Below are 20,879 nucleotides of genomic sequence, written 5' to 3'. Positions count from 1 at the left end.
ATGGGTGTCTACACCGTCGACGGCCAAGGTGTAGAGGGTGTGATCGAAGGTGAACAGGTTCATGGTCAGGCCTTCCTGGTCTGAATGGGACGATCAGGAAGGGCTTCGCTTTCGCCCTTTTCCTAGGGTTTGGAAGCTTTGGCGAAGGCACATCTTCGAGGGAATAGGACGTTTCTCATGATTTCGTAGGAAACTTCTTCATTTAATCAACGGGACTTTTCCTACGCGTCATATCTCCTCTTCCTACTTCTTTTCGATTCGATATACAGCACAGTCTCCCGCGCCGTTTTTGCAGGGCGGAGAGGGTCAGTTTGCGAATTTAGTCCTACAAATGGGCGAGTTTCGAGACGCTGTCTTCGGAGATTTCCTTCAAGTTTTGGCGGCTTGCATGAACTGGTGCGCGATGGGTTGCATGGGTAGTCTTTCGATGTCGCTGCGAAGGCAGTGGCTGGGAGTAGGAACCCTTGATTGCTCATCGCGTAACAACACTGTGAACTGATTACGGCACTTACCATGTGTCCGTTACATCGTTTGCGGTAGCTGTGCGCGGGACACGCTTCGGCGTGGCTGAGGTTCATGAGCACTCGGTTTCCTACTCCCGCGCACGGCTGCCACCCTAGCCTGTAGGAAGGCTGTTGGTAGTCCACATTTACGCTTATGGACTTTAATCAAATGCCAGCACTCACTCCCGATCCACCCTACTCAAAACCAACCCCCTACCCCGAAAGCCGCTTCAAGGCACTCACCAGTAACTGCAATGACATGCCCACCCTTTTCATCGATGCCCAGGCTCCGCTCGACGTCCTGGTTGATGCAGCAAACTACCGGATCCACGCAGTTACCCAGGTGCTGGAGAACCTATCCATGCGCGGGGCGATTGAGTGTCAGTCTTTTATCCTTAGTGATTTTGCATTGCTGTGTGCCATTCCGTTGCGGGATGGGTGTGATGTGTTGGATGTGGTTCGGCGGCGGTTGCGGCCGGGTTCGGCGATGGGGGGTTAGGCGCGGGGTGTAATGGGTTTCGCGTCTTGCCAGGTGGATCGCGTGCTCAGGTTTGCGACTGCTGCGCAGTCGGACGCAGGCTTCGCCAGCTGCTACATGGGTTCTGTGTTGGCTGGGGTGAAATAAAGCTCAATGTTTTTCCTCCGCCGCCGAAACCCTGTGAAAGCCTCACGGATTGAATAAGCCATGCGTAACAACCAGCCCATCACTCAACGCGAACGGACCTTCCCGGCCCAGCAGCGCTTGATTTCCACGACCGATGCCAAGGGCGTGATTACTTACTGTAACGACGCCTTCGTCGAGATCAGCGGGTTTTCTCGCGAGGAGCTGATTCGTGCGCCGCACAATCTGGTGCGTCATCCGGATGTTCCATCGGCGGTGTTTGGGCATATGTGGGGCACGCTCAAGCAGGGCCAGCCTTGGATGGGCATCGTCAAGAATCGCTGCAAGAGCGGTGATCACTATTGGGTTAACGCCTATGTGACGCCGGTGTTCGAAGGCAATCAGGTGGTCGGTTTTGAGTCGGTACGGGTCAAGCCGACTGCCGAGCAGATCCGTCGGGCCGAGGCGCTGTATCAGCGGATCAATCAGGGCAAGTCGGCGATTCCGGCCAGCGATAAGTGGTTGCCGGTGGTGCAGGATTGGGTGCCGTTTATTCTGGTGAGCCAGTTGAGCTTCATGATCGGCGCTACGCTGAATTCCCATTGGGGGTTTGCCCTGGCTGCCGGGCTTTCGGTGCCGCTGGGCTTGATGGGGTTGAGCTGGCAGCAGCGTGGGTTGAAGCGTTTGCTGCGTCTGGCTGAGCAGACTACGTCCGATCCGCTGATTGCGCAGATGTACACCGACAGCCGTGGCGCTCAGGCGCGGTTGGAGATGTCGATTTTGAGTCAGGAAGCGCGTCTGAAGACGTGCTTGACCCGCCTGCAGGACACTGCCGAGCATCTGACCGATCAGGCCAGGCAGTCCGACACCCTGGCGCACAACAGTTCCACTGGGCTTGAGCGTCAGCGGGTTGAGACCGAGCAGGTTGCGACGGCGGTGAATCAGATGGCGGCGACTACCCAGGAGGTGGCGAGCCACGTGCAGCGCACGGCGGATGCCACCCAGGAAGCCAATCGCCTGACAGGTCGTGGTCGCACGATTGCCGGGGAGACCCGTGATGCGATTCAGCGGCTGTCGGTGGTGGTTGGGGAAACCGGGATGACGGTGACTCAGCTGGCCAAGGACAGTGATGAGATTGGTGGTGTGGTGGATGTGATCAAGGGCATCGCTGACCAGACCAACTTGCTGGCATTGAACGCTGCGATCGAAGCGGCGCGTGCCGGTGAGATGGGTCGCGGGTTTGCGGTGGTGGCGGATGAAGTGCGGCAGCTGGCGCAGCGTACCAGCGAGTCTACCGGGCAGATTCATGCGCTGATTGCGAAGTTGCAGCAGACGGCCAGTACTGCGGTGCAGACCATGGAGGCCGGGCATCGTCAGGCTGAGGAAGGTGTGGCGCGGGTGCTGGAGGCGGATCAGGCGCTGGTGGGGATCAGCGAGGCGGTGGCGAATATTACCGACATGACCACGCAGATTGCCGCGGCGACTGAGGAGCAGAGTGCTGTGGCTGAGGAGATCAGCCGCAATATCAGTAATATTTCGCAGCTGGCGGATCAGACTTCGGAGCAGGCGCAGCATTCGGCGTTGTTGAGTGAAGAGCTGACCAAGACGGCGAGTACGCAGTATTCGTTGGTTGAGCGGTTTAATCGGTAGGGTTCACGGCAGCGGGCTTGTGGGAGCAAGGCTTGCCCGCGATGCCGTCATCGTAATTGCTATCGCGAGCAAGCTTTGCTCCCACAGTGCTCATCGCTGAGAGTGCACTGTGCACTTTGGCAGTTAGGGTGTCTGGTAGACCGCTATCGCGAGCAGGCTCACTCCTACCGTGGATTGTGGTGATGCACAAAGCCCGGACAGGCACTGTGAAGCTCACTGAAGAAATGCCGCCACCCTGCCCGCCGCAGCTTGCAAATGCTGATCATGGTTAAACCCGGAGGCCTTCAACGGCTTCAAATCATGATCCCCTGCCACTAGCCAGAACACCTCGATGTTCGGCGCCAACTTATACCCTTCAACTGCCGCGCGATTCCCCAGTGCATCCCGCTCGCCCTGGATGATTAACGCCCGCGTCTTCAACCCAGCCAGATGCTCAACTCGCGGCTTCTCCGGCTTACCCACCGCATAAAACGGATACCCCAGGCACACCAACGCATCCGCGCCCAATTCATCCGCCAGCAAACTCGCCATGCGCCCGCCCATGGACTTGCCGCCGATGGCCAGCGGGCCAGTGACATGGCGTCGCACCAGGGCATACACCTCGCGCCAGCATTCCAGCAGTTTGGGGGCCGGATTGGGTGGGCGTTTGCCCCCGTCAACTCGCCTCTGCGCCATGTAGGGAAACTCGAAGCGCAACACGTTGACCCCAGCGGCAGCAAGGCGTGCAGCCATGTCGGTCATCCACGCGCTGTCCATCGGCGCGCCAGCACCATGGGCGAGGATCAGCGTTGCCGAGGCCGGCGCCACCGCCGCATTCCACAACCATCCATGATCCCGCACACACCGCGCCCATTGATCCCCGTCAATACTGGCCTTGTGCTCTTTGTCCATGCTTGCCTCGCTTTTAGTCTGCCTATAACTCCAGGCGAAGGTGCGCCGCTGGCGCTCACTTCGGCTGAACCGTGGATGGGGAACCATGAACACTTCTATCAGTACCGCCTACAACTACAAGGTGGTCCGCCAATTCGCCATTATGACGGTGGTGTGGGGCATCGTCGGCATGGGGCTCGGGGTTTTTCTCGCGGCCCAATTGGTCTGGCCCGAGCTTAACTTCGATTTGCCGTGGACCAGCTTCGGGCGCCTGCGCCCCTTGCACACCAACGCGGTGATCTTCGCCTTCGGCGGTTGCGCCCTGTTCGCCAGTTCGTTTTATTCGGTGCAACGCACCTGCCAAACGCAATTGTTTGCGCCAAAAATTGCCGCGTTCTGTTTCTGGGGCTGGCAGGTGGTGATCCTGCTGGCGGCGATCAGCCTGCCACTGGGCTACACCAGTTCCAAGGAATACGCCGAGCTGGAATGGCCGATCGACATCTTGATCACCATTGTCTGGGTCGCCTACGCGGTGGTGTTCTTTGGCACGATCATGCAGCGCAAGACCAAGCACATCTACGTCGGCAACTGGTTCTTCGGTGCGTTCATCATCACCGTGGCGATTCTGCATATCGTCAATAACCTTGAGCTGCCGGTGAGCTTCACCAAGTCCTACTCGGTGTACGCCGGTGCGACCGATGCGATGGTGCAGTGGTGGTACGGCCACAACGCCGTGGGCTTTTTCCTCACCGCCGGCTTCCTCGGGATGATGTATTACTTCGTGCCCAAGCAGGCCGAGCGGCCGGTGTATTCGTATCGCCTGTCGATCGTGCACTTCTGGGCGCTGATCACCCTGTACATCTGGGCCGGTCCGCACCACTTGCACTACACCGCGCTGCCGGACTGGGCGCAGTCGCTGGGCATGGTGATGTCGCTGATCCTGCTGGCACCTAGCTGGGGCGGGATGATCAACGGGATGATGACGCTCTCGGGTGCCTGGCATAAGTTGCGCAGCGATCCGATCCTGCGCTTCCTGGTGGTCTCGCTGGCCTTCTACGGCATGTCGACCTTCGAAGGGCCGATGATGGCGATCAAAACTGTCAACGCCCTCTCCCACTACACCGACTGGACCATTGGCCACGTACACGCCGGTGCACTCGGCTGGGTCGCGATGATTTCCATCGGCGCGCTGTACCACATGATCCCGAAAATCTTCGGCCGGGCGCAGATGCACAGCATCGGCCTGATCAACGCGCACTTCTGGCTCGCGACCATAGGCACCGTGCTGTACATCGCCTCGATGTGGGTCAACGGCATCGCCCAGGGCCTGATGTGGCGTGCGATCAACGAAGACGGCACGCTGACCTACTCCTTCGTCGAAACCCTGGTGGCCAGCCATCCCGGCTTCGTCGTGCGCCTGGTGGGCGGTGCGATTTTCCTGAGCGGCATGTTCCTGATGGCTTACAACACGTGGCGCACCGTACGGGCCTCGCAGCCTGCCGACGTCGCCACTGCCGCGCAGATCGCCTGAGGAGTCCGCGATGAAACACGAAACAATCGAGAAAAACGTCGGCCTGCTGATGCTGTTGATGGTGCTGGCCGTGAGTATCGGTGGCCTGACCCAGATCGTCCCGCTGTTCTTCCAGGACGTGACGAACAAGCCGGTGGAAGGCATGAAGCCCTATACCGCGCTGCAGCTGGAAGGGCGTGACATTTATATTCGTGAAGGCTGCGTGGGCTGCCATTCGCAGATGATCCGCCCGTTTCGCGCGGAAACCGAACGTTACGGCCACTACTCGGTGGCTGGCGAAAGCGTCTGGGATCATCCCTTCCTGTGGGGTTCCAAGCGCACCGGTCCGGACCTGGCCCGGGTCGGCGCCCGCTACTCGGACGACTGGCACCGCGCGCACCTGTACAACCCGCGCAACGTGGTGCCGGAGTCGAAGATGCCGGCCTACCCCTGGCTGGTCACGCAGGCGGTCGACAGCAGCCATACCGAAACCAAGATCCGCACCATGCGCACCCTCGGCGTGCCGTACACCGACGACGACATCAGCGGCGCGGTCGCCAGCCTCAAGGGCAAGACCGAAATGGACGCCCTGGTTTCTTACCTGCAAGTGCTCGGCACTGCCATCAAGAGCAAGAGGTGAGTGATGTTTGAGATGAGCACAGGAATGATCCGCGGCCTGGGCACGGTCGTGGTGTTCGTGGCCTTCGTCGGCCTGACGCTGTGGGTGTTCAACAACAAGCGCAATTCGGAATTCGCCGAGGCGCGCCTGCTGCCGTTCGCCGATGAGCCGCAACCTGACAGCACCCCAGAACCTGCAACAACAAGGAGTACCCGGTCATGACCACTTTCTGGAGTACGTGGATCTGCGTACTGACCATCGGCAGCCTGATCGGCCTGACCTGGCTGCTGATCGGCACCCGCAAGGGCGAGACCAAGGGCAGCGTCGACCAGACCATGGGCCACAGCTTCGACGGCATCGAGGAGTACGACAACCCGTTGCCGCAGTGGTGGTTCATGCTGTTCGCCGGGACGCTGGTGTTTGCCGTCGGTTATCTGGTGCTGTACCCGGGCCTGGGCAACTGGAAAGGCATCCTGCCCGGCTATGAAGATGGCTGGACCGGGGTGCACGAGTGGGAAAAGGAGATGAACAAGGCGGACGCGAAGTTTGGGCCGATCTACGCCAAATTTGCATCGATGCCCGTGGAAGAAGTGGCCAAGGATCCACAAGCACTGAAGATGGGCGGCCGCCTGTTTGCTTCCAATTGCTCGGTGTGCCACGGCTCGGATGCCAAGGGCGCGTTCGGTTTCCCTAACCTGGCCGACAGCGACTGGCGCTGGGGCGGCGATGCCGAGATGATCAAGACCACCATCATGGGCGGTCGCATGGCGGCGATGCCGGCGTGGGGCGAAATGCTCGGGGAAGCCGGGGTGAAAAACGTTGCCGCCTATGTGCGCCACGACCTGGCCGGGCTGCCGTTGCCTGCCGATACCAAGGCCGACCTGCAAGCCGGCCAGCACGCATTCAGCACCACCTGCGTGGCCTGTCACGGGGCGAATGGCCAGGGCACCGAGGCCATGGGCGCGCCGAACCTGACGCACCCGGCCGGCTTTATCTACGGCACCAGCCTGACGCAACTCGAGCAGACGATTCGCCATGGCCGCTCCGGGCATATGCCGGCGCAGAACGAGCTGCTGGGCAACGATAAGGTGCAACTGCTGGCGGCTTATGTGTACAGCCTGTCCCAGGGATTGAATACCGAACGTTTGCAGGCTGAAGGCAAACGCGAATAACTCTCGACCGCTCTACTGCCGCATTCGCTCGGATGCGGCAGTTCCCTGCTTCTTTGCGACCAAGTGTCGCACCCCTCTAAAGTACGCCTTTCGGTTCCCCGAATTCGGGTCTAAGCTTCCCCGATGCGGACTGGCATGAGCCGGTTCCAGGTCGACCCCCGACGCGATGCGTTCGACGAATTTGCTCGATGACAGGCCGCAAAGGCTGGTAGATACCGGCTATCGCGCAAATCGCCTCCTGTCACCTGATCGTTGTGTTTGAACACACCCCGTTACATCTGACCTGACCCCCTCGCCTTTTTCGTCTGCTGCGACATTTTGTCCGTGGGCAATTTTGTCCTTACGCGGTGCATGGAAAGGCCGCAGAATCAGCTTTTGAAAGCATTGACCCAGGTCATGGCGCGTTGCAATGACCCCCCGCTTTCTACATACTTGCGGCCGATTTTTACTCCTAATAAAACACCCAAACCGTGGAACCTTAGAATGAGCACAGCAATCAGTCCGACTGCTTATAACTATAAGGTAGTCCGCCAGTTCGCCATCATGACGGTGGTCTGGGGGATCCTTGGCATGGGGCTTGGTGTCTTCATCGCCTCGCAACTGGTATGGCCGGAATTGAACTTCGGTCTGCCATGGACGAGCTTTGGACGCCTGCGCCCGTTGCACACAAACCTGGTGATTTTCGCCTTCGGTGGATGTGCACTGTTTGCCACTTCTTATTACGTCGTGCAGCGAACCTGCCAAACGCGACTGATTTCCGACAGTCTCGCGGCCTTCACCTTCTGGGGTTGGCAAGCGGTGATCGTCGGCGCCATCGTTACCTTGCCGCTGGGTTACACCACCACCAAGGAATACGCTGAGCTGGAATGGCCCCTGGCTATTCTGCTGGCCATCGTCTGGGTCACCTACGGTCTGGTGTTCTTCGGCACCATCACCAAGCGCAAGACCAAGCACATCTATGTGGGCAACTGGTTCTACGGTGCCTTCATCGTCGTGACGGCGATGCTGCACATCGTCAACCACGCTTCCCTGCCGGTCAGTTTCTTCAAGTCCTACTCGGCCTACTCGGGCGCGACGGATGCGATGATCCAGTGGTGGTACGGGCACAACGCGGTGGGCTTCTTCCTGACCACCGGCTTCCTGGGGATGATGTACTACTTCGTGCCGAAACAGGCCGAACGTCCGATCTACTCCTATCGCCTGTCGATCGTGCACTTCTGGGCGCTGATCACCCTGTACATCTGGGCCGGTCCGCACCACCTGCACTACACCGCACTGCCGGACTGGGCTCAGTCCCTGGGCATGGCGATGTCGATCATCCTGCTGGCTCCGAGCTGGGGCGGCATGATCAACGGCATGATGACCCTGTCGGGCGCCTGGCATAAGCTGCGCACCGACCCGATCCTGCGCTTCCTGGTTGTGTCGCTGGCGTTCTACGGCATGTCGACCTTTGAAGGCCCGATGATGGCCATCAAGACTGTGAACTCGCTGTCGCACTACACCGACTGGACCATCGGCCACGTACACGCCGGTGCCTTGGGCTGGGTGGCGATGATCTCGATCGGCGCGATCTACCACATGATCCCGAAATTGTTCGGTCGTGCGCAGATGCACAGCATCGGCCTGATCAACGCACACTTCTGGCTCGCGACTATCGGTACCGTTCTGTACATCGCTTCGATGTGGGTCAACGGCATCACCCAGGGCCTGATGTGGCGTGCAATCAACGACGACGGCACCCTCACCTATTCGTTCGTCGAAGCGCTGCAAGCCAGCCACCCAGGCTTCATCGTTCGCGCCCTGGGCGGTGCGTTCTTCGCCAGCGGCATGCTGTTCATGGCCTACAACGTATGGCGTACCGTACGTGCCTCGAACCCGGCTGAAGCCGAAGCTGCTGAACAGATTGCTGTAGTTGGAGCTCACTGATGAAGCATGAAGCAGTCGAGAAGAATATTGGCCTGCTGGCCTTCTTCATGGTTATCGCCGTCAGCATCGGCGGCCTGACGCAAATCGTTCCGCTGTTTTTCCAGGACGTCACCAACAAGCCGGTCGAAGGCATGAAGCCGCGCACCGCTCTTGAACTGGAAGGACGCGACGTGTACATCGCCAACGGTTGTGTCGGCTGCCACTCGCAGATGATCCGCCCGTTCCGTGCTGAAACCGAACGCTACGGCCACTATTCGGTCGCCGGTGAAAGCGTCTGGGACCACCCGTTCCTGTGGGGTTCCAAGCGTACCGGTCCGGACCTGGCCCGTGTCGGCGGTCGTTACTCCGATGACTGGCAGCGTGCGCATTTGTACAACCCGCGCAACGTAGTGCCTGAGTCGAAAATGCCGGCCTACCCGTTCCTCGTGGAAAACAAGCTCGACGGCAAAGACACCGCCAAGAAAATGGAAGTCTTGCGCACGCTCGGCGTCCCTTACACCGACGAAGACATCGCCGGTGCCAAGGATGCTGTGAAGGGCAAAACCGAAATGGACGCGCTGGTGGCCTATCTGCAAGGCCTGGGCACCATCATCAAAAGCAAACGGTGATTTAGATGGATATCGGGATGATTCGTGGCCTGGGCACCGTTGTCGTGATGGTGGCCTTCATCGGTCTGGCGTTGTGGGTGTTCAGCCCCAAGCGCAAGTCGGAGTTTGAAGACGCTACCTTGCTGCCTTTCGCGGATGATCCCGAAGCCATCAAGCACGTCGAGCAAGCTTCTAGGAGTAACAAAGAATGACTATGTTCTGGAGTGTGTACGTCACAGTCCTCAGTCTGGGCACCATCTTCGCCCTGACCTGGCTGCTGCTGTCCACCCGCAAGGGCCAGCGCGCCGAGCAGACGGAAGAAACGGTTGGGCACTCCTTCGACGGGATCGAGGAGTACGACAACCCGCTGCCGAAATGGTGGTTCATGCTGTTCGTGGGCACCATCATCTTCGCCCTCGGTTACCTGGTGCTCTACCCGGGCCTGGGCAACTGGAAAGGCCTGCTGCCGGGCTACAACTACCTGGATAACGAGAAGCAGACCGAGTTCGCCAACGGCCAGACCGGCTGGACCGGCGTGCACGAGTGGGAAAAGGAAATGGCCAAGTCGGACGCGCGGTTCGGCCCGATCTTCGCCAAGTTCGCTTCCATGCCAATCGAAGAAGTCGCCAAGGATCCGCAAGCACTGAAAATGGGTGGCCGCCTGTTCGCCTCCAACTGCTCGGTGTGCCACGGTTCCGACGCCAAGGGCGCCTACGGCTTCCCTAACCTGACCGACGCCGACTGGCGCTGGGGCGGCGAGGCCGAAACCATCAAGACCACCATCATGGGCGGTCGCCACGCGGTGATGCCGGCGTGGGCTGAAGTGATCGGCGAGCAAGGCGTGGCGGACGTGGCTGCATTTGTCCTGACCAACCTCGATGGCCGCAAGCTGCCGGAAGGCACCAAGGCTGACCCGGCTGCCGGTGGCAAGCTGTTCGCCGCCAACTGCGTGGCGTGCCACGGGCCGGCCGGTAAAGGTACCCCGGCAATGGGTGCACCTGACCTGACCCACCCGGGCGCGTTCATCTACGGCTCGAGCTTCGCGCAACTGCAGCAGACCATCCGTTACGGCCGTCAGGGCCAGATGCCTGCCCAGGAACAGCTGCAAGGCAACGACAAGGTCCACCTGCTGGCCGCTTACGTCTACAGCTTGTCTCACGGCGAGAAAGCGCCGGCGGAAGATGCCCAGTAACGTTTGATGCAATAAAAACGGCCCCGCCAATGTGAATTGGCGGGGCCGTTTTGTTTATGGAATTGTTATTTCCATGGTCCACACACACCCTGTAGGAGCCTGCTTGCTGGCGATGGCGATCTCTGAGCCGCCATCGCCAGCAAGCAGGCTCCTACAGGTTTGAGGCCCAACCCGAAATCTGGTCCATAATTCACAAGTCAATTGATTCAAGTCATTACACCATCAGTTAAATTCTCCCAACGTGACCAAAGGTCGCACCCTCGGACTAGAGCGACAGGCGTATCATTGCGCCACTGCAACAGCCTTTTTGACCGCGGTCGGCATGTACTGACCGGGGCATTTTTCCACTGCCGTGGGATGCAATGATGAGCAACCAGATACCGGTACACGACGTCACGCCACCCACCAAGAACGCGAATAACAGCGTCGACCTCTACGCCTCTCGAGAAAAGATCTACACCCGCGCTTTCACCGGCCTGTTCCGCAACCTGCGGATGATGGGCGGTGCGCTGCTGTTCCTGCTGTATTTCGGCACGGTATGGCTTAACTGGGGCGGGCACCAGGCAGTCTGGTGGAATCTGCCGGAGCGCAAATTCTTTATCTTCGGCGCCACCTTCTGGCCCCAGGATTTCATCCTGCTGTCCGGGATCCTGATTGTCAGCGCCTTCGGCCTGTTCTTCATCACCGTGTACGCCGGGCGAGTCTGGTGCGGTTATACCTGCCCGCAGAGCGTGTGGACCTGGATTTTCATGTGGTGCGAGAAGGTCACCGAAGGCGACCGTAACCAGCGCATCAAGCTGGACAAGGCGCCGATGAGCGCCAACAAGTTCCTGCGCAAATTCAGCAAGCACTCGATGTGGCTGTTGATCGGCTTCATCACCGGCATGACCTTTGTCGGGTACTTCTCACCGATCCGCGAGCTGACCATCGACTTCTTCACCGGCCAGGCCGATGGCTGGTCGTATTTCTGGGTTGGTTTTTTCACCCTGGCTACCTACGGCAATGCTGGCTGGTTGCGCGAGCAGGTGTGCATCTACATGTGCCCCTATGCGCGCTTCCAGAGCGTGATGTTCGACAAGGACACCTTGATCGTCTCCTACGACCCGCGCCGGGGTGAGAGCCGTGGCCCGCGCAAGAAAGGCATCGACTACAAGGCCCAGGGCCTGGGCGATTGCATTGACTGCACCATGTGCGTCCAGGTGTGCCCTACCGGTATCGACATCCGCGACGGCCTGCAGATCGAATGCATCGGCTGCGCGGCCTGCATCGATGCCTGCGACAGCATCATGGACAAGATGGACTACCCGCGCGGCCTGATCAGCTACACCACCGAGCACAACCTGTCCGGCCAGAAAACCCACAAGCTGCGCCCGCGCCTGATCGGCTATGCCGTGGTGCTGCTGGCGATGATCGGCCTGCTGATGACGGCCTTTTTCATGCGCTCGCTGGTGGGTTTCGACGTCAGCAAGGACCGCGTGCTGTACCGCGAAAACGCCGAAGGCCGGATCGAGAACGTCTACAGCCTGAAGATCATGAACAAGGACCAGCGCGACCACACCTACGTGCTCGAAGCCACCGGCCTGCCGGACCTCAGGCTGCAAGGCAAGCGCGAGATCAAGGTCGCCGCCGGGGAAATATTCAGCCAGCCGGTGGAGCTGTCCAGCGCGCCGGAGCAACTGCCATCGAGCACCAACGAGGTGAAATTCATCCTCAAGGATGCCGATGACGACAGCGTCCACGTTGAAGCCAAGAGCCGATTCATCGGCCCACAAATTCGTTGAGAGAAGTGAATATGCCTGCAGCAAACACGACGAGCCCCTGGTACAAGCACCTCTGGCCGTGGATCATCATCGCCATCCTGGCCTGCTCGGTCACCCTGACCCTGTCGATGGTGACCATTGCGGTCAACAACCCGGACAACCTGGTCAACGACAACTATTACGAGGCCGGCAAGGGCATCAACCGTTCGCTCGACCGTGAACTGCTGGCGCAGACCCTGAAATTGCGCGCCAGTGTGCACCTGGACGGCATGACCGGCGAAGTCGACTTGCACCTGACCGGGGACAGCCAGCCGAAAACCCTGGAACTGAACCTGATCTCGCCGACCCAGCCGGAAAAGGATCGCAAGATTGTCCTGACCCATAGCGACACCGAAGCCGGCCGCTACATTGGCCAGGTCAACGACAAGGTTGAAGGGCGCCGGTTTGTCGAGCTGTTGGGCGTGGAGAACGACAAGACCTGGCGCATGTTCGAAGAAGAACAGGTGAGCCATGACAAGGACCTGCTGCTGGGCGATGAGCCGTTGCAGGGCGCGGAAGACCTGAAGAAGTAAAACCCTGCGCAGGCGCCTTGTAGGAGCTGCCGAGTGAAACGAGGCTGCGATCTTTTGATGTTGTTTTTTCGAGCAAGATCAAAGGATCGCAGCCTCGTTTCACTCGGCAGCTCCTACAGGCTCAGCAGGTTCAGCAAATTCAACAGCTTCACCGCATTTTCACCGGCATCTGTTCGGCCCAGACGATTTAGACTTTCCTCATGACCACACCAACCCCCTGCTACCACTGCGCCCTGCCCGTCCCGGCCGGCAGCCGCTTCACCGCCGCCGTGCTCGGGCAACCCCGCGAGTTCTGCTGCCCGGGGTGTCAGGCTGTGGCCGAAGCCATTGTGGCTGGGGGTCTGGAAAGCTATTACCAGCATCGCAGCGAAGCATCGGCCAACCCTGAAGCCTTGCCGGTGCAACTGGTGGACGAACTGGCGCTCTACGACCGCGCCGACGTGCAGGCCCCGTTCGTTCGTCACGAGGGCGAGCTGGCCGAAACTACCCTGCTGATGGAAGGCATCAGTTGCGCCGCCTGTGGCTGGCTGATCGAAAAACACCTGCGCACCCTGCCGGGTGTCGCCGAGGCCCGCCTCAATCTGTCAAACCACCGCCTGCATGTGCGCTGGGCCGACGCGCAGTTGCCGCTGAGCCAGGTACTGAGCGAACTGCGCCATATCGGTTACGCCGCCCACCCCTATCAGGCCGACCGCGCCAGCGAACAACTGGCCAGCGAGAATCGCCTGGCACTGCGCCAGCTCGGCGTCGCGGGCCTGCTGTGGTTCCAGGCCATGATGGCGACCATGGCCACCTGGCCGGAATTCAACATCGACCTCAGCCCCGAATTGCACACCATCCTGCGCTGGGTCGCGCTGTTTCTCACCACGCCGATCGTGTTCTACAGCTGTGCGCCGTTCTTCAAGGGCGCCATGCGCGACCTGCGCACTCGCCACCTGACCATGGACGTATCGGTCTCGCTGGCCATCGGCAGCGCCTACATCGCCGGGATCTGGACTTCGATCACCGGGGTCGGCGAACTGTATTTCGATGCGGTGGGCATGTTTGCCCTGTTCCTGCTGGCCGGACGCTACCTGGAGCGTCGCGCCCGGGAACGCACGGCCGCTGCCACCGCGCAACTGGTCAACCTGTTGCCCGCCTCGTGCCTGCGCCTGGGGGCCGACGGCCAGAGCGAGCGCATCCTGCTCAGTGAGTTGCGGGTCGGCGATCAGGTGCTGGTGCATCCCGGCGCGATCCTGCCGGCCGATGGCAGGATTCTCGATGGCCAGTCCAGCGTCGACGAGTCCCTGCTCACCGGTGAATATCTGCCGCAACCGCGCACGCTGGGGGATGCGGTGACGGCGGGGACGCTGAACGTCGAGGGCGCGCTGACTGTTGAAGTGCTGGCGCTGGGCCAGGACACGCGCCTGTCGGCGATCGTCCGTCTGCTGGATCGTGCCCAGGCGGAAAAACCGCGCCTGGCGGAAATCGCCGATCGCGCCGCCCAATGGTTTTTACTGCTGTCGCTGATCGCCGCCGCCGTTATCGGCCTGGTGTGGTGGCAGCTGGACTCGTCGCGGGCGTTCTGGATCGTGCTGGCGATGCTGGTGGCGACTTGCCCGTGCGCCTTGTCCCTGGCAACGCCGACCGCACTCACTGCGGCGACCGGCACCTTGCACAAGCTCGGCCTGCTGCTGACTCGCGGCCATGTGCTGGAAGGCCTGAACCAGATCGACACGGTGATTTTCGACAAAACCGGCACGCTTACCGAGGGGCGCCTGGCCTTGCGGTCGATTCGCCCCTTGGGCTTGCTCGACAGTGACCAGTGCCTGGGCCTGGCTGCCGCACTGGAAAACCGCTCCGAACATCCGATTGCCCGGGCATTTGGCCGGGCACCACTGGCCGCCGAAGAAGTGCACAGTACGCCGGGCCTGGGGCTGGAAGGCCGGGTGGGCGAGCAGCGGCTGCGCATTGGCCAGCCGGGTTTTGTCTGTGAGTTGAGTGGCGCCGCCGTGCCGCTCATGCCCGATGAAGCCGGCCAATGGCTGCTACTTGGCGACAGTCACGGCCCGCTGGCGTGGTTTGTCCTCGACGATCGCTTGCGTGCCGATGCGCCAGCGCTGCTGGCGGCCTGCAAAGCCCGTGGCTGGCGCACGTTGCTGCTGTCCGGCGACAGTTCGCCGATGGTTGCCAGCGTTGCCGCCGAGTTGGGCATCGACGAAGCCCGGGGCGGCCTGCGCCCGGATGACAAACTGCAGGTGCTTCAACAGCTGCACCGGGAAGGTCGCAAGGTGTTGATGCTCGGCGACGGGGTCAACGATGTGCCCGTGCTGGCCGCCGCCGACATCAGCGTCGCCATGGGCTCGGCCACTGACCTGGCGAAGACCAGTGCCGATGCCGTGCTGCTGTCGAACCGCCTGGACGCGTTGGTACAGGCTTTCAGCCTGGCACGCCGAACCCGTCGGGTGATCATTGAGAATCTATTGTGGGCCGGGCTGTACAATGGCCTCATGTTGCCGTTCGCTGCCCTCGGCTGGATAACCCCGGTGTGGGCGGCGGTTGGCATGTCCATCAGTTCGTTGACCGTGGTGCTGAACGCCCTGCGCCTGACTCGCCTGCCGAGCACGCCCGCCATCAGCGCCACGCCAGAAACCCGCCCGCTGCCGGCCTGAGCCGCGCGGGCATGGAGTTAACCCCATGCCAGCCTTATACGTGATGATCCCGGCCGCGCTGCTGATCGTCGGCATCGCGATCTACATTTTCTTCTGGGCGGTCGACAGCGGCCAGTACGACGACCTCGACGGCCCGGCCCATAGCATCCTGTTCGACGACCAGGACCCCAAGCATACGGCGGCAGTGGACGAAGCCAGCGGTCACCCGGACAAACCCGACGACAAGGCCCCGCCCCATGCTTGAATTGGCACCCCTGCTGGTGTCTGCGGTGATCCTCGGCCTGCTCGGCGGTGGCCATTGCCTGGGCATGTGCGGCGGCCTGATGGGCGCCCTGACCCTGGCGATCCCCAAGGAGCAACGCAGCCGGCGTTTTCGGTTGCTGCTGGCGTACAACCTGGGGCGAATTCTCAGCTATGCAACCGCAGGCCTGTTGATCGGCCTGGCGGGCTGGGCGGTGGCCAGCAGTCCGGCGGCGATGTTCCTGCGGGTGCTGGCCGGGTTGTTGCTGATTGCCATGGGCCTGTACCTGGCCGGCTGGTGGAGCGGCCTGACCCGCATCGAAAGCCTCGGTCGCGGCCTGTGGCGGCATATCCAGCCGGTTGCCAACAAACTCCTGCCCGTATCAAGCCTGCCCCGCGCCTTGCTGCTGGGCGCGCTGTGGGGCTGGTTGCCCTGTGGCCTGGTTTACAGCACGTTGCTGTGGGCGGCGAGCCAGGGCAATGCGCTGGACAGTGCCTTGTTGATGCTCGCGTTCGGCCTGGGTACCTGGCCAGTGCTGCTCGCCACCGGGCTGGCGGCGGAGCGTGTGACGGCGTTGCTGCGCAAGCGCAGCGTGCGCATGGCTGGAGGGTTGCTGGTGATGCTGTTCGGCCTGTGGACCCTGCCGGGGCCGCATCAGCATTGGTTGATGGGCCATTAAATGAATCCCTGTAGCAGCTGCCGAAGGCTGCGTCCGAGGACGAAGTCCTCGCCATCGCGGTGAATACGGTGTGCGCGCTGAATGGTTTACGACGGCTGCTCCCTTGAACTTTGATGCAAATCAAGATACCCCATTGCCCCACCCCCTAGACTCGCCAACACTGCCAGCCTATCCGGGGGAATGCCCGCATGATGCTCGACGACATTCGTTGGGACACCGATCTGATCCGCCGTTATGACCTGGCGGGACCGCGCTACACCTCCTATCCGACCGCTGTGCAATTTGACGGACATGTCGGCAGCTTCGACCTGTTCCACGCCCTGCGCGAAAGTCGCAAGGCGCTGCGACCGTTGTCGCTGTATGTGCATGTGCCGTTCTGCGCGAACATTTGTTACTACTGCGCCTGCAACAAGGTCATCACCAAGGATCGCGGGCGCGCTCAGCCTTATCTGCAACGCCTGGAGCAGGAGATCCAGTTGATCGCCTGCCATCTCGACCCGGCACAAAAGGTCGAGCAGCTGCACTTTGGAGGCGGCACCCCGACTTTTCTCAGCCACGACGAACTGCGCCAACTCATGGCGCAATTGCGCAAGCACTTCAATTTGCTCGACGATGACTCCGGCGACTACGGCATCGAGATCGACCCTCGCGAAGCCGACTGGTCGACCATGGGCCTATTGCGTGAACTGGGATTCAATCGGGTCAGCATCGGCCTGCAGGACCTGGACCCCGCGGTGCAGCGAGCAGTCAATCGCCTGCAGAGCCTGGAAGAAACCCGCGCCGTGATCGACGCCGCACGCACCCTGCAATTTCGCTCGATCAATATCGACCTGATCTACGGCCTGCCCAAACAGACACCGGACAACTTTGCCCGCACTGTCGAGGAAGTCATCGCGCTGCAACCGGATCGGCTGTCGGTATTCAACTATGCGCACTTGCCAGAACGCTTCATGCCGCAGCGGCGGATCAACAGCAACGAGCTGCCGACTCCGGCGCAGAAGCTCGAAATGCTGCAGCGCACCATCGAACAACTGACCGCCGCCGGTTACCGCTACATCGGCATGGATCACTTTGCCCTTCCCGATGATGAGCTGGCGATTGCCCAGGAAGAGTCGACCCTGCAGCGTAATTTCCAGGGCTACACCACTCACGGTCACTGCGATCTGATCGGCCTGGGCGTGTCTGCCATCAGCCAGATCGGCGACCTGTACTGCCAGAACAGCAGCGACCTGAATCTGTACCAGAACGCCCTCGCCACCTCGCAACTGGCGACCAATCGCGGTTTGTTGTGCAACGCCGATGACCGGGTGCGCCGCGCAGTAATTCAGCAGCTCATCTGCAGCTTCAACCTGGAGTTCGAACAGATAGAACAGGCATTCAACATCGATTTTCGCGGCTATTTCGCCGAACTTTGGCCGCAATTGCAAACCATGGCCAAGGACGGCCTGATCGAGCTCGATAGCGAGCGCATCACCGTACTGCCCGCCGGGCGCTTGCTGGTGCGCTCGGTGTGTATGGTGTTCGACCGCTACCTCGAACAACAAAATCGCGAGCGGTATTCCAAGGTGATCTAGCGCTTGGGACAAATCGCCGCGTGCTGGCCGGATAGTCCTCTGGTAGGTTACCCTTACGTCTTATGTGTGTTTTTTCCCACAAGGATTGAAGAAATGTCCGAGCCAGTAAAACTGCGCGCTCATAACCAGGCCCATTGCAAGGATTGCAGCCTGGCCCCGCTGTGCCTTCCACTTTCGCTGAATTTGGAAGACATGGATGCGCTGGACGAGATCGTCAAACGTGGCCGCCCGCTGAAAAAAGGCGAGTTCCTGTTCCGCCAGGGCGACACCTTTGATTCCGTTTATGCAGTACGCTCCGGCGCCCTGAAGACTTTCAGCCTCAGCGATGGTGGCGAAGAGCAGCTCACCGGCTTCCACCTGCCGAGCGAACTGGTCGGCCTGTCGGGCATGGACACGGAAAAACACCCGGTTTCCGCGCAAGCCATGGAAACCACCTCGGTGTGCGAGATTCCCTTCGAGCGCCTCGACGAACTGGCGCTGCAATTGCCGCAACTGCGCCGCCAGCTGATGCGCGTGATGAGCCGCGAGATTCGCGACGACCAGCAGATGATGTTGCTGTTGTCGAAGAAAACCGCCGACGAGCGCATCGCCACGTTCCTCGTCAACCTCTCGGCCCGCTTCCGCGCCCGCGGGTTCTCGGCCAACCAGTTCCGCCTGAGCATGTCGCGCAACGAAATCGGCAACTACCTGGGCCTGGCGGTGGAAACCGTGTCCCGGGTGTTCACGCGTTTCCAGCAGAACGAACTGATTGCCGCTGAAGGCAAGGAAATCCATATCCTTGACCCGATTCAGCTGTGCGCCCTGGCCGGCGGCTCGCTCGACGGCTGATCGCTGACAGGCGACGGCGGTTGAGCGAAACGGTTCAGCCGCCGTTATACTGTGACGTTTGCAGCCTGCCAGGACACCTCGACGATGGTCTTCGACTCCTTCGACATCAAATCCCTGATCCGCCCCGTGATCGACTTTCCAAAGCCGGGCGTGATCTTTCGCGACATCACGCCTCTGTTCCAGTCGCCGACGGCCCTGCGCCTGGTGATGGACAGCTTTGCCCACCGTTATGTCGAGGCCGACTTCACGCACATTGGTGCGATGGACGCTCGTGGCTTCCTGATTGGTTCGGTGTTGGCCTATCAATTGAACAAGCCGTTGGTGCTGTTCCGCAAGCAGGGCAAATTGCCGGCGGATGTGCTGGCCGAGGGTTATGCGACCGAGTACGGCGAAGCGTTCCTCGAAGTGCACGCCGACAGCCTGTGTGAGGGTGACTCGGTGGTGATGTTTGATGATTTGATTGCGACTGGCGGGACCTTGATTGCGGCGGCGAACCTGATCCGGCGCATGGCCGCGCGGGTGCATGAGGCGGCGGCGATTATTGATTTGCCGGAGCTGGGTGGGTCGCAGAAGTTGGAAGATATGGGCATACCGACTTTCTGCCTTACGCAGTTTGCCCTTACCGATAAGTAATTTATTGCCTGTTCCGACGCCATCGCGAGCAGGCTCACTCCTACAGGGTTCTATAGTGGACAGGCGTTTTATGTCCGACGCCGAGTTACTGTAGGAGTGAGCCTGCTCGCGATGGCGTCAGCCCTTACACCCAAAATCTCAAAGCCCCATCTGCTTGCTGATAATCTCATTCATCACCTCCCGAGTCCCCCCGCCGATCGAGAGGATTCGGTTATCCCGGTACAACCGCTCCACCAGGCTCTCACGCATATACCCCAGCCCACCGAGAATCTGCACCGCATCGCTGGTAATGCGATCCGCCGTGTCAGTGGCGAAATTCTTCGCCATGGAAATCTCCTTGATCACGCTCTGCCCCGCCGCCATTTTCGCCGCTTGGCGGTAGGTGAATTCCCTAGACACTTCCAGCGCAGTGGCCATCTCGGCCAGACGGTGCTTGAGTACCTGGAACTTGCCGATGGGCTTGCCGAATGCCTCACGCTGACGTGCCCACTTCAAGGCTTCTTCCAATGCCAGCTGGGCGGTCATGTTGGCCATCAGCGCCAGCGCCAGGCGCTCGCTCTGGAAATTACCCATGATGCAGGCGAAGCCCATGTTCTCGGCGCCGATCAGATTTCCTACGGGTACACGGCAATCGTCGAAGAACAATTCGGCGGTGTCTGACGCCCACCAGCCCATTTTCTTCAATTGGCGGCCGACAGTGAAACCGGGAGTGCCCTTCTCGATCAGCAACAGGCTGATGCCACCGAAGCCGGGCTCACCGGTGCGCACTGCGACAGTGTAGAAGTCTGCCCGAACGCCGCTGGTGATGAAGGTTTTGCTGCCGTTGACCCGATAAACATCGCCCTCGCGTATGGCGCGGGTTTGCAGGTTGGCCACATCGGAACCGCCGCTCGGTTCGGTGATGGCTAGGGCGCTGATTTTTTCCCCGCTGAGGACCTGGGGTACGACGCGCTCGCGTACTTCGGGTGTGGCCCATTTGAGAATCGGCGGCAGGCCGATGTCCAGGGAGCCGAGACCGGCGACCAGGCCACCGGAGCCGCAGCGCATCAGCTCTTCGCTGGCGGCGACTTTGGCGAACAGATCACCTTCGTGAGAACCACCGAACGCCTCGGGGTAACCGATGCCGAGGATGCCGGCCTGGCCCGCCTTCCGATAGAGCTCGCGGGGGAAGCTCTCGGCTTCTTCCCACAGGTCGATGTCCGGAAGGATCTCGCGTTCGACGAAACGCCTGACGCTGTCTCGGACCAATTGGTGGCTGGGATCGAAGTATTCCTGAAAGGCAGGCATCGGCGAACTCCACTGAAGGTTCAG

At 60.7% G+C, this 20,879-nt stretch carries 20 protein-coding genes; 18 read left to right on the top strand and 2 right to left on the bottom strand.

The features are described 5' to 3' along the window. The first annotated feature begins 672 nt into the window (after nucleotides 1-672). Together ORL50_RS14965 and ORL50_RS14960 are read left to right on the top strand one after the other, a co-directional pair. Nucleotides 673-1,002, top strand: coding sequence for a hypothetical protein (locus ORL50_RS14965; protein ID WP_266016214.1), 330 nt, complete (start codon nucleotides 673-675; stop codon nucleotides 1,000-1,002). A 186-nt stretch (nucleotides 1,003-1,188) separates the two neighbouring features. Next, a complete protein-coding gene (locus tag ORL50_RS14960; protein WP_266016212.1) occupies nucleotides 1,189-2,754 on the top strand; it encodes a methyl-accepting chemotaxis protein in 1,566 nt (521 codons plus the stop codon). 213 nt (nucleotides 2,755-2,967) lie between these two features. Here the strand turns inward: ORL50_RS14960 and ORL50_RS14955 are convergent, their stop codons facing one another. Then, nucleotides 2,968-3,645, bottom strand: a complete 678-nt coding sequence (locus ORL50_RS14955) for an alpha/beta family hydrolase (protein WP_266016210.1) — start codon at nucleotides 3,643-3,645, stop codon at nucleotides 2,968-2,970. Nucleotides 3,646-3,730: 85 nt separating this feature from the next. Here ORL50_RS14955 and ccoN (ORL50_RS14950) point away from each other — a divergent pair, with 85 nt between their 5' ends. The 16 genes from ccoN (ORL50_RS14950) (at nucleotide 3,731) to ORL50_RS14875 (ending at nucleotide 19,568) form a co-directional block, all read left to right on the top strand. Then, nucleotides 3,731-5,155: a cytochrome-c oxidase, cbb3-type subunit I gene (ccoN, locus tag ORL50_RS14950; RefSeq protein WP_045057426.1), complete on the top strand. Its 1,425-nt coding sequence runs from the start codon at nucleotides 3,731-3,733 to the stop codon at nucleotides 5,153-5,155. A 10-nt stretch (nucleotides 5,156-5,165) separates the two neighbouring features. Continuing rightward, the gene (gene ccoO / locus ORL50_RS14945) at nucleotides 5,166-5,774 is read left to right on the top strand and encodes a cytochrome-c oxidase, cbb3-type subunit II (protein ID WP_266016207.1); all 609 of its coding nucleotides are present in this window, start codon (nucleotides 5,166-5,168) and stop codon (nucleotides 5,772-5,774) included. Further along, nucleotides 5,775-5,975: a cbb3-type cytochrome oxidase subunit 3 gene (locus ORL50_RS14940; RefSeq protein WP_266016205.1), complete on the top strand. Its 201-nt coding sequence runs from the start codon at nucleotides 5,775-5,777 to the stop codon at nucleotides 5,973-5,975. Next, a complete protein-coding gene (gene ccoP, locus ORL50_RS14935; protein WP_266016203.1) occupies nucleotides 5,972-6,925 on the top strand; it encodes a cytochrome-c oxidase, cbb3-type subunit III in 954 nt (317 codons plus the stop codon). Before ORL50_RS14940 ends, ccoP (ORL50_RS14935) begins: the two co-directional genes overlap by 4 nt. A 483-nt stretch (nucleotides 6,926-7,408) precedes the next feature. Continuing rightward, nucleotides 7,409-8,851, top strand: a complete 1,443-nt coding sequence (gene ccoN / locus ORL50_RS14930) for a cytochrome-c oxidase, cbb3-type subunit I (protein WP_266016201.1) — start codon at nucleotides 7,409-7,411, stop codon at nucleotides 8,849-8,851. Then, nucleotides 8,851-9,459 (top strand): cytochrome-c oxidase, cbb3-type subunit II, encoded by a 609-nt coding sequence (gene ccoO / locus ORL50_RS14925; protein WP_009042961.1) that lies wholly within the window; start codon nucleotides 8,851-8,853, stop codon nucleotides 9,457-9,459. Before ccoN (ORL50_RS14930) ends, ccoO (ORL50_RS14925) begins: the two co-directional genes overlap by 1 nt. 5 nt (nucleotides 9,460-9,464) lie before the next feature. Beyond that, nucleotides 9,465-9,650, top strand: a complete 186-nt coding sequence (locus ORL50_RS14920) for a CcoQ/FixQ family Cbb3-type cytochrome c oxidase assembly chaperone (protein ID WP_003175465.1) — start codon at nucleotides 9,465-9,467, stop codon at nucleotides 9,648-9,650. Further along, nucleotides 9,647-10,630, top strand: a complete 984-nt coding sequence (gene ccoP / locus ORL50_RS14915; RefSeq protein WP_266016181.1) for a cytochrome-c oxidase, cbb3-type subunit III — start codon at nucleotides 9,647-9,649, stop codon at nucleotides 10,628-10,630. Before ORL50_RS14920 ends, ccoP (ORL50_RS14915) begins: the two co-directional genes overlap by 4 nt. Nucleotides 10,631-10,995: 365 nt before the next feature. Further along, nucleotides 10,996-12,411: a cytochrome c oxidase accessory protein CcoG gene (gene ccoG / locus ORL50_RS14910; protein WP_266016179.1), complete on the top strand. Its 1,416-nt coding sequence runs from the start codon at nucleotides 10,996-10,998 to the stop codon at nucleotides 12,409-12,411. A gap of 11 nt (nucleotides 12,412-12,422) precedes the next feature. Beyond that, nucleotides 12,423-12,962, top strand: a complete 540-nt coding sequence (locus ORL50_RS14905; protein WP_247293905.1) for a FixH family protein — start codon at nucleotides 12,423-12,425, stop codon at nucleotides 12,960-12,962. 200 nt (nucleotides 12,963-13,162) lie between these two features. Further along, nucleotides 13,163-15,613: a heavy metal translocating P-type ATPase gene (locus ORL50_RS14900; RefSeq protein WP_266016178.1), complete on the top strand. Its 2,451-nt coding sequence runs from the start codon at nucleotides 13,163-13,165 to the stop codon at nucleotides 15,611-15,613. 25 nt (nucleotides 15,614-15,638) lie between these two features. Then, nucleotides 15,639-15,857, top strand: a complete 219-nt coding sequence (gene ccoS / locus ORL50_RS14895) for a cbb3-type cytochrome oxidase assembly protein CcoS (RefSeq protein ID WP_266016177.1) — start codon at nucleotides 15,639-15,641, stop codon at nucleotides 15,855-15,857. Beyond that, a complete protein-coding gene (locus ORL50_RS14890) occupies nucleotides 15,850-16,533 on the top strand; it encodes a sulfite exporter TauE/SafE family protein (protein ID WP_266016176.1) in 684 nt (227 codons plus the stop codon). The genes ccoS and ORL50_RS14890 overlap by 8 nt, the downstream gene beginning before the upstream one ends. A 191-nt stretch (nucleotides 16,534-16,724) precedes the next feature. Beyond that, complete coding sequence (gene hemN, locus ORL50_RS14885) at nucleotides 16,725-18,107, top strand: oxygen-independent coproporphyrinogen III oxidase (RefSeq protein ID WP_266016228.1); 1,383 nt, start codon at nucleotides 16,725-16,727, stop codon at nucleotides 18,105-18,107. 93 nt (nucleotides 18,108-18,200) lie between these two features. After that, a complete protein-coding gene (fnr, locus tag ORL50_RS14880; protein ID WP_266016175.1) occupies nucleotides 18,201-18,935 on the top strand; it encodes a fumarate/nitrate reduction transcriptional regulator Fnr in 735 nt (244 codons plus the stop codon). Between the two features lie 84 nt (nucleotides 18,936-19,019). Continuing rightward, the gene (locus tag ORL50_RS14875; RefSeq protein ID WP_266016174.1) at nucleotides 19,020-19,568 is read left to right on the top strand and encodes an adenine phosphoribosyltransferase; all 549 of its coding nucleotides are present in this window, start codon (nucleotides 19,020-19,022) and stop codon (nucleotides 19,566-19,568) included. Nucleotides 19,569-19,706: 138 nt separating this feature from the next. On the opposite strand, the gene ORL50_RS14870 is transcribed toward ORL50_RS14875, so the two are convergent. Further along, nucleotides 19,707-20,855 (bottom strand): acyl-CoA dehydrogenase family protein, encoded by a 1,149-nt coding sequence (locus ORL50_RS14870; RefSeq protein WP_266016173.1) that lies wholly within the window; start codon nucleotides 20,853-20,855, stop codon nucleotides 19,707-19,709. Between the last annotated feature and the right edge of the window lie 24 nt (nucleotides 20,856-20,879).

Origin of the sequence: Pseudomonas sp. RIT-562, assembly GCF_026241895.1 — a bacterium.
Taxonomy (GTDB): domain Bacteria; phylum Pseudomonadota; class Gammaproteobacteria; order Pseudomonadales; family Pseudomonadaceae; genus Aquipseudomonas; species Aquipseudomonas mandelii_F.
Note: the sequence above shows the minus strand (reverse complement) of the source record. Positions and strands in the feature narration are given on the sequence as shown.

Coding starts and splice junctions, on each gene's coding strand:
- ORL50_RS14965 (WP_266016214.1), top strand. CDS start 673: ATGCCAGCACTCACTCCCGATCCACCCTACTCAAAACCAACCCCCTAC.
- ORL50_RS14960 (WP_266016212.1), top strand. CDS start 1,189: ATGCGTAACAACCAGCCCATCACTCAACGCGAACGGACCTTCCCGGCC.
- ORL50_RS14955 (WP_266016210.1), bottom strand. CDS start 3,645: ATGGACAAAGAGCACAAGGCCAGTATTGACGGGGATCAATGGGCGCGG.
- ccoN (WP_045057426.1), top strand. CDS start 3,731: ATGAACACTTCTATCAGTACCGCCTACAACTACAAGGTGGTCCGCCAA.
- ccoO (WP_266016207.1), top strand. CDS start 5,166: ATGAAACACGAAACAATCGAGAAAAACGTCGGCCTGCTGATGCTGTTG.
- ccoP (WP_266016203.1), top strand. CDS start 5,972: ATGACCACTTTCTGGAGTACGTGGATCTGCGTACTGACCATCGGCAGC.
- ccoN (WP_266016201.1), top strand. CDS start 7,409: ATGAGCACAGCAATCAGTCCGACTGCTTATAACTATAAGGTAGTCCGC.
- ccoO (WP_009042961.1), top strand. CDS start 8,851: ATGAAGCATGAAGCAGTCGAGAAGAATATTGGCCTGCTGGCCTTCTTC.
- ORL50_RS14920 (WP_003175465.1), top strand. CDS start 9,465: ATGGATATCGGGATGATTCGTGGCCTGGGCACCGTTGTCGTGATGGTG.
- ccoP (WP_266016181.1), top strand. CDS start 9,647: ATGACTATGTTCTGGAGTGTGTACGTCACAGTCCTCAGTCTGGGCACC.
- ccoG (WP_266016179.1), top strand. CDS start 10,996: ATGAGCAACCAGATACCGGTACACGACGTCACGCCACCCACCAAGAAC.
- ORL50_RS14905 (WP_247293905.1), top strand. CDS start 12,423: ATGCCTGCAGCAAACACGACGAGCCCCTGGTACAAGCACCTCTGGCCG.
- ORL50_RS14900 (WP_266016178.1), top strand. CDS start 13,163: ATGACCACACCAACCCCCTGCTACCACTGCGCCCTGCCCGTCCCGGCC.
- ccoS (WP_266016177.1), top strand. CDS start 15,639: ATGCCAGCCTTATACGTGATGATCCCGGCCGCGCTGCTGATCGTCGGC.
- ORL50_RS14890 (WP_266016176.1), top strand. CDS start 15,850: ATGCTTGAATTGGCACCCCTGCTGGTGTCTGCGGTGATCCTCGGCCTG.
- hemN (WP_266016228.1), top strand. CDS start 16,725: ATGCTCGACGACATTCGTTGGGACACCGATCTGATCCGCCGTTATGAC.
- fnr (WP_266016175.1), top strand. CDS start 18,201: ATGTCCGAGCCAGTAAAACTGCGCGCTCATAACCAGGCCCATTGCAAG.
- ORL50_RS14875 (WP_266016174.1), top strand. CDS start 19,020: ATGGTCTTCGACTCCTTCGACATCAAATCCCTGATCCGCCCCGTGATC.
- ORL50_RS14870 (WP_266016173.1), bottom strand. CDS start 20,855: ATGCCTGCCTTTCAGGAATACTTCGATCCCAGCCACCAATTGGTCCGA.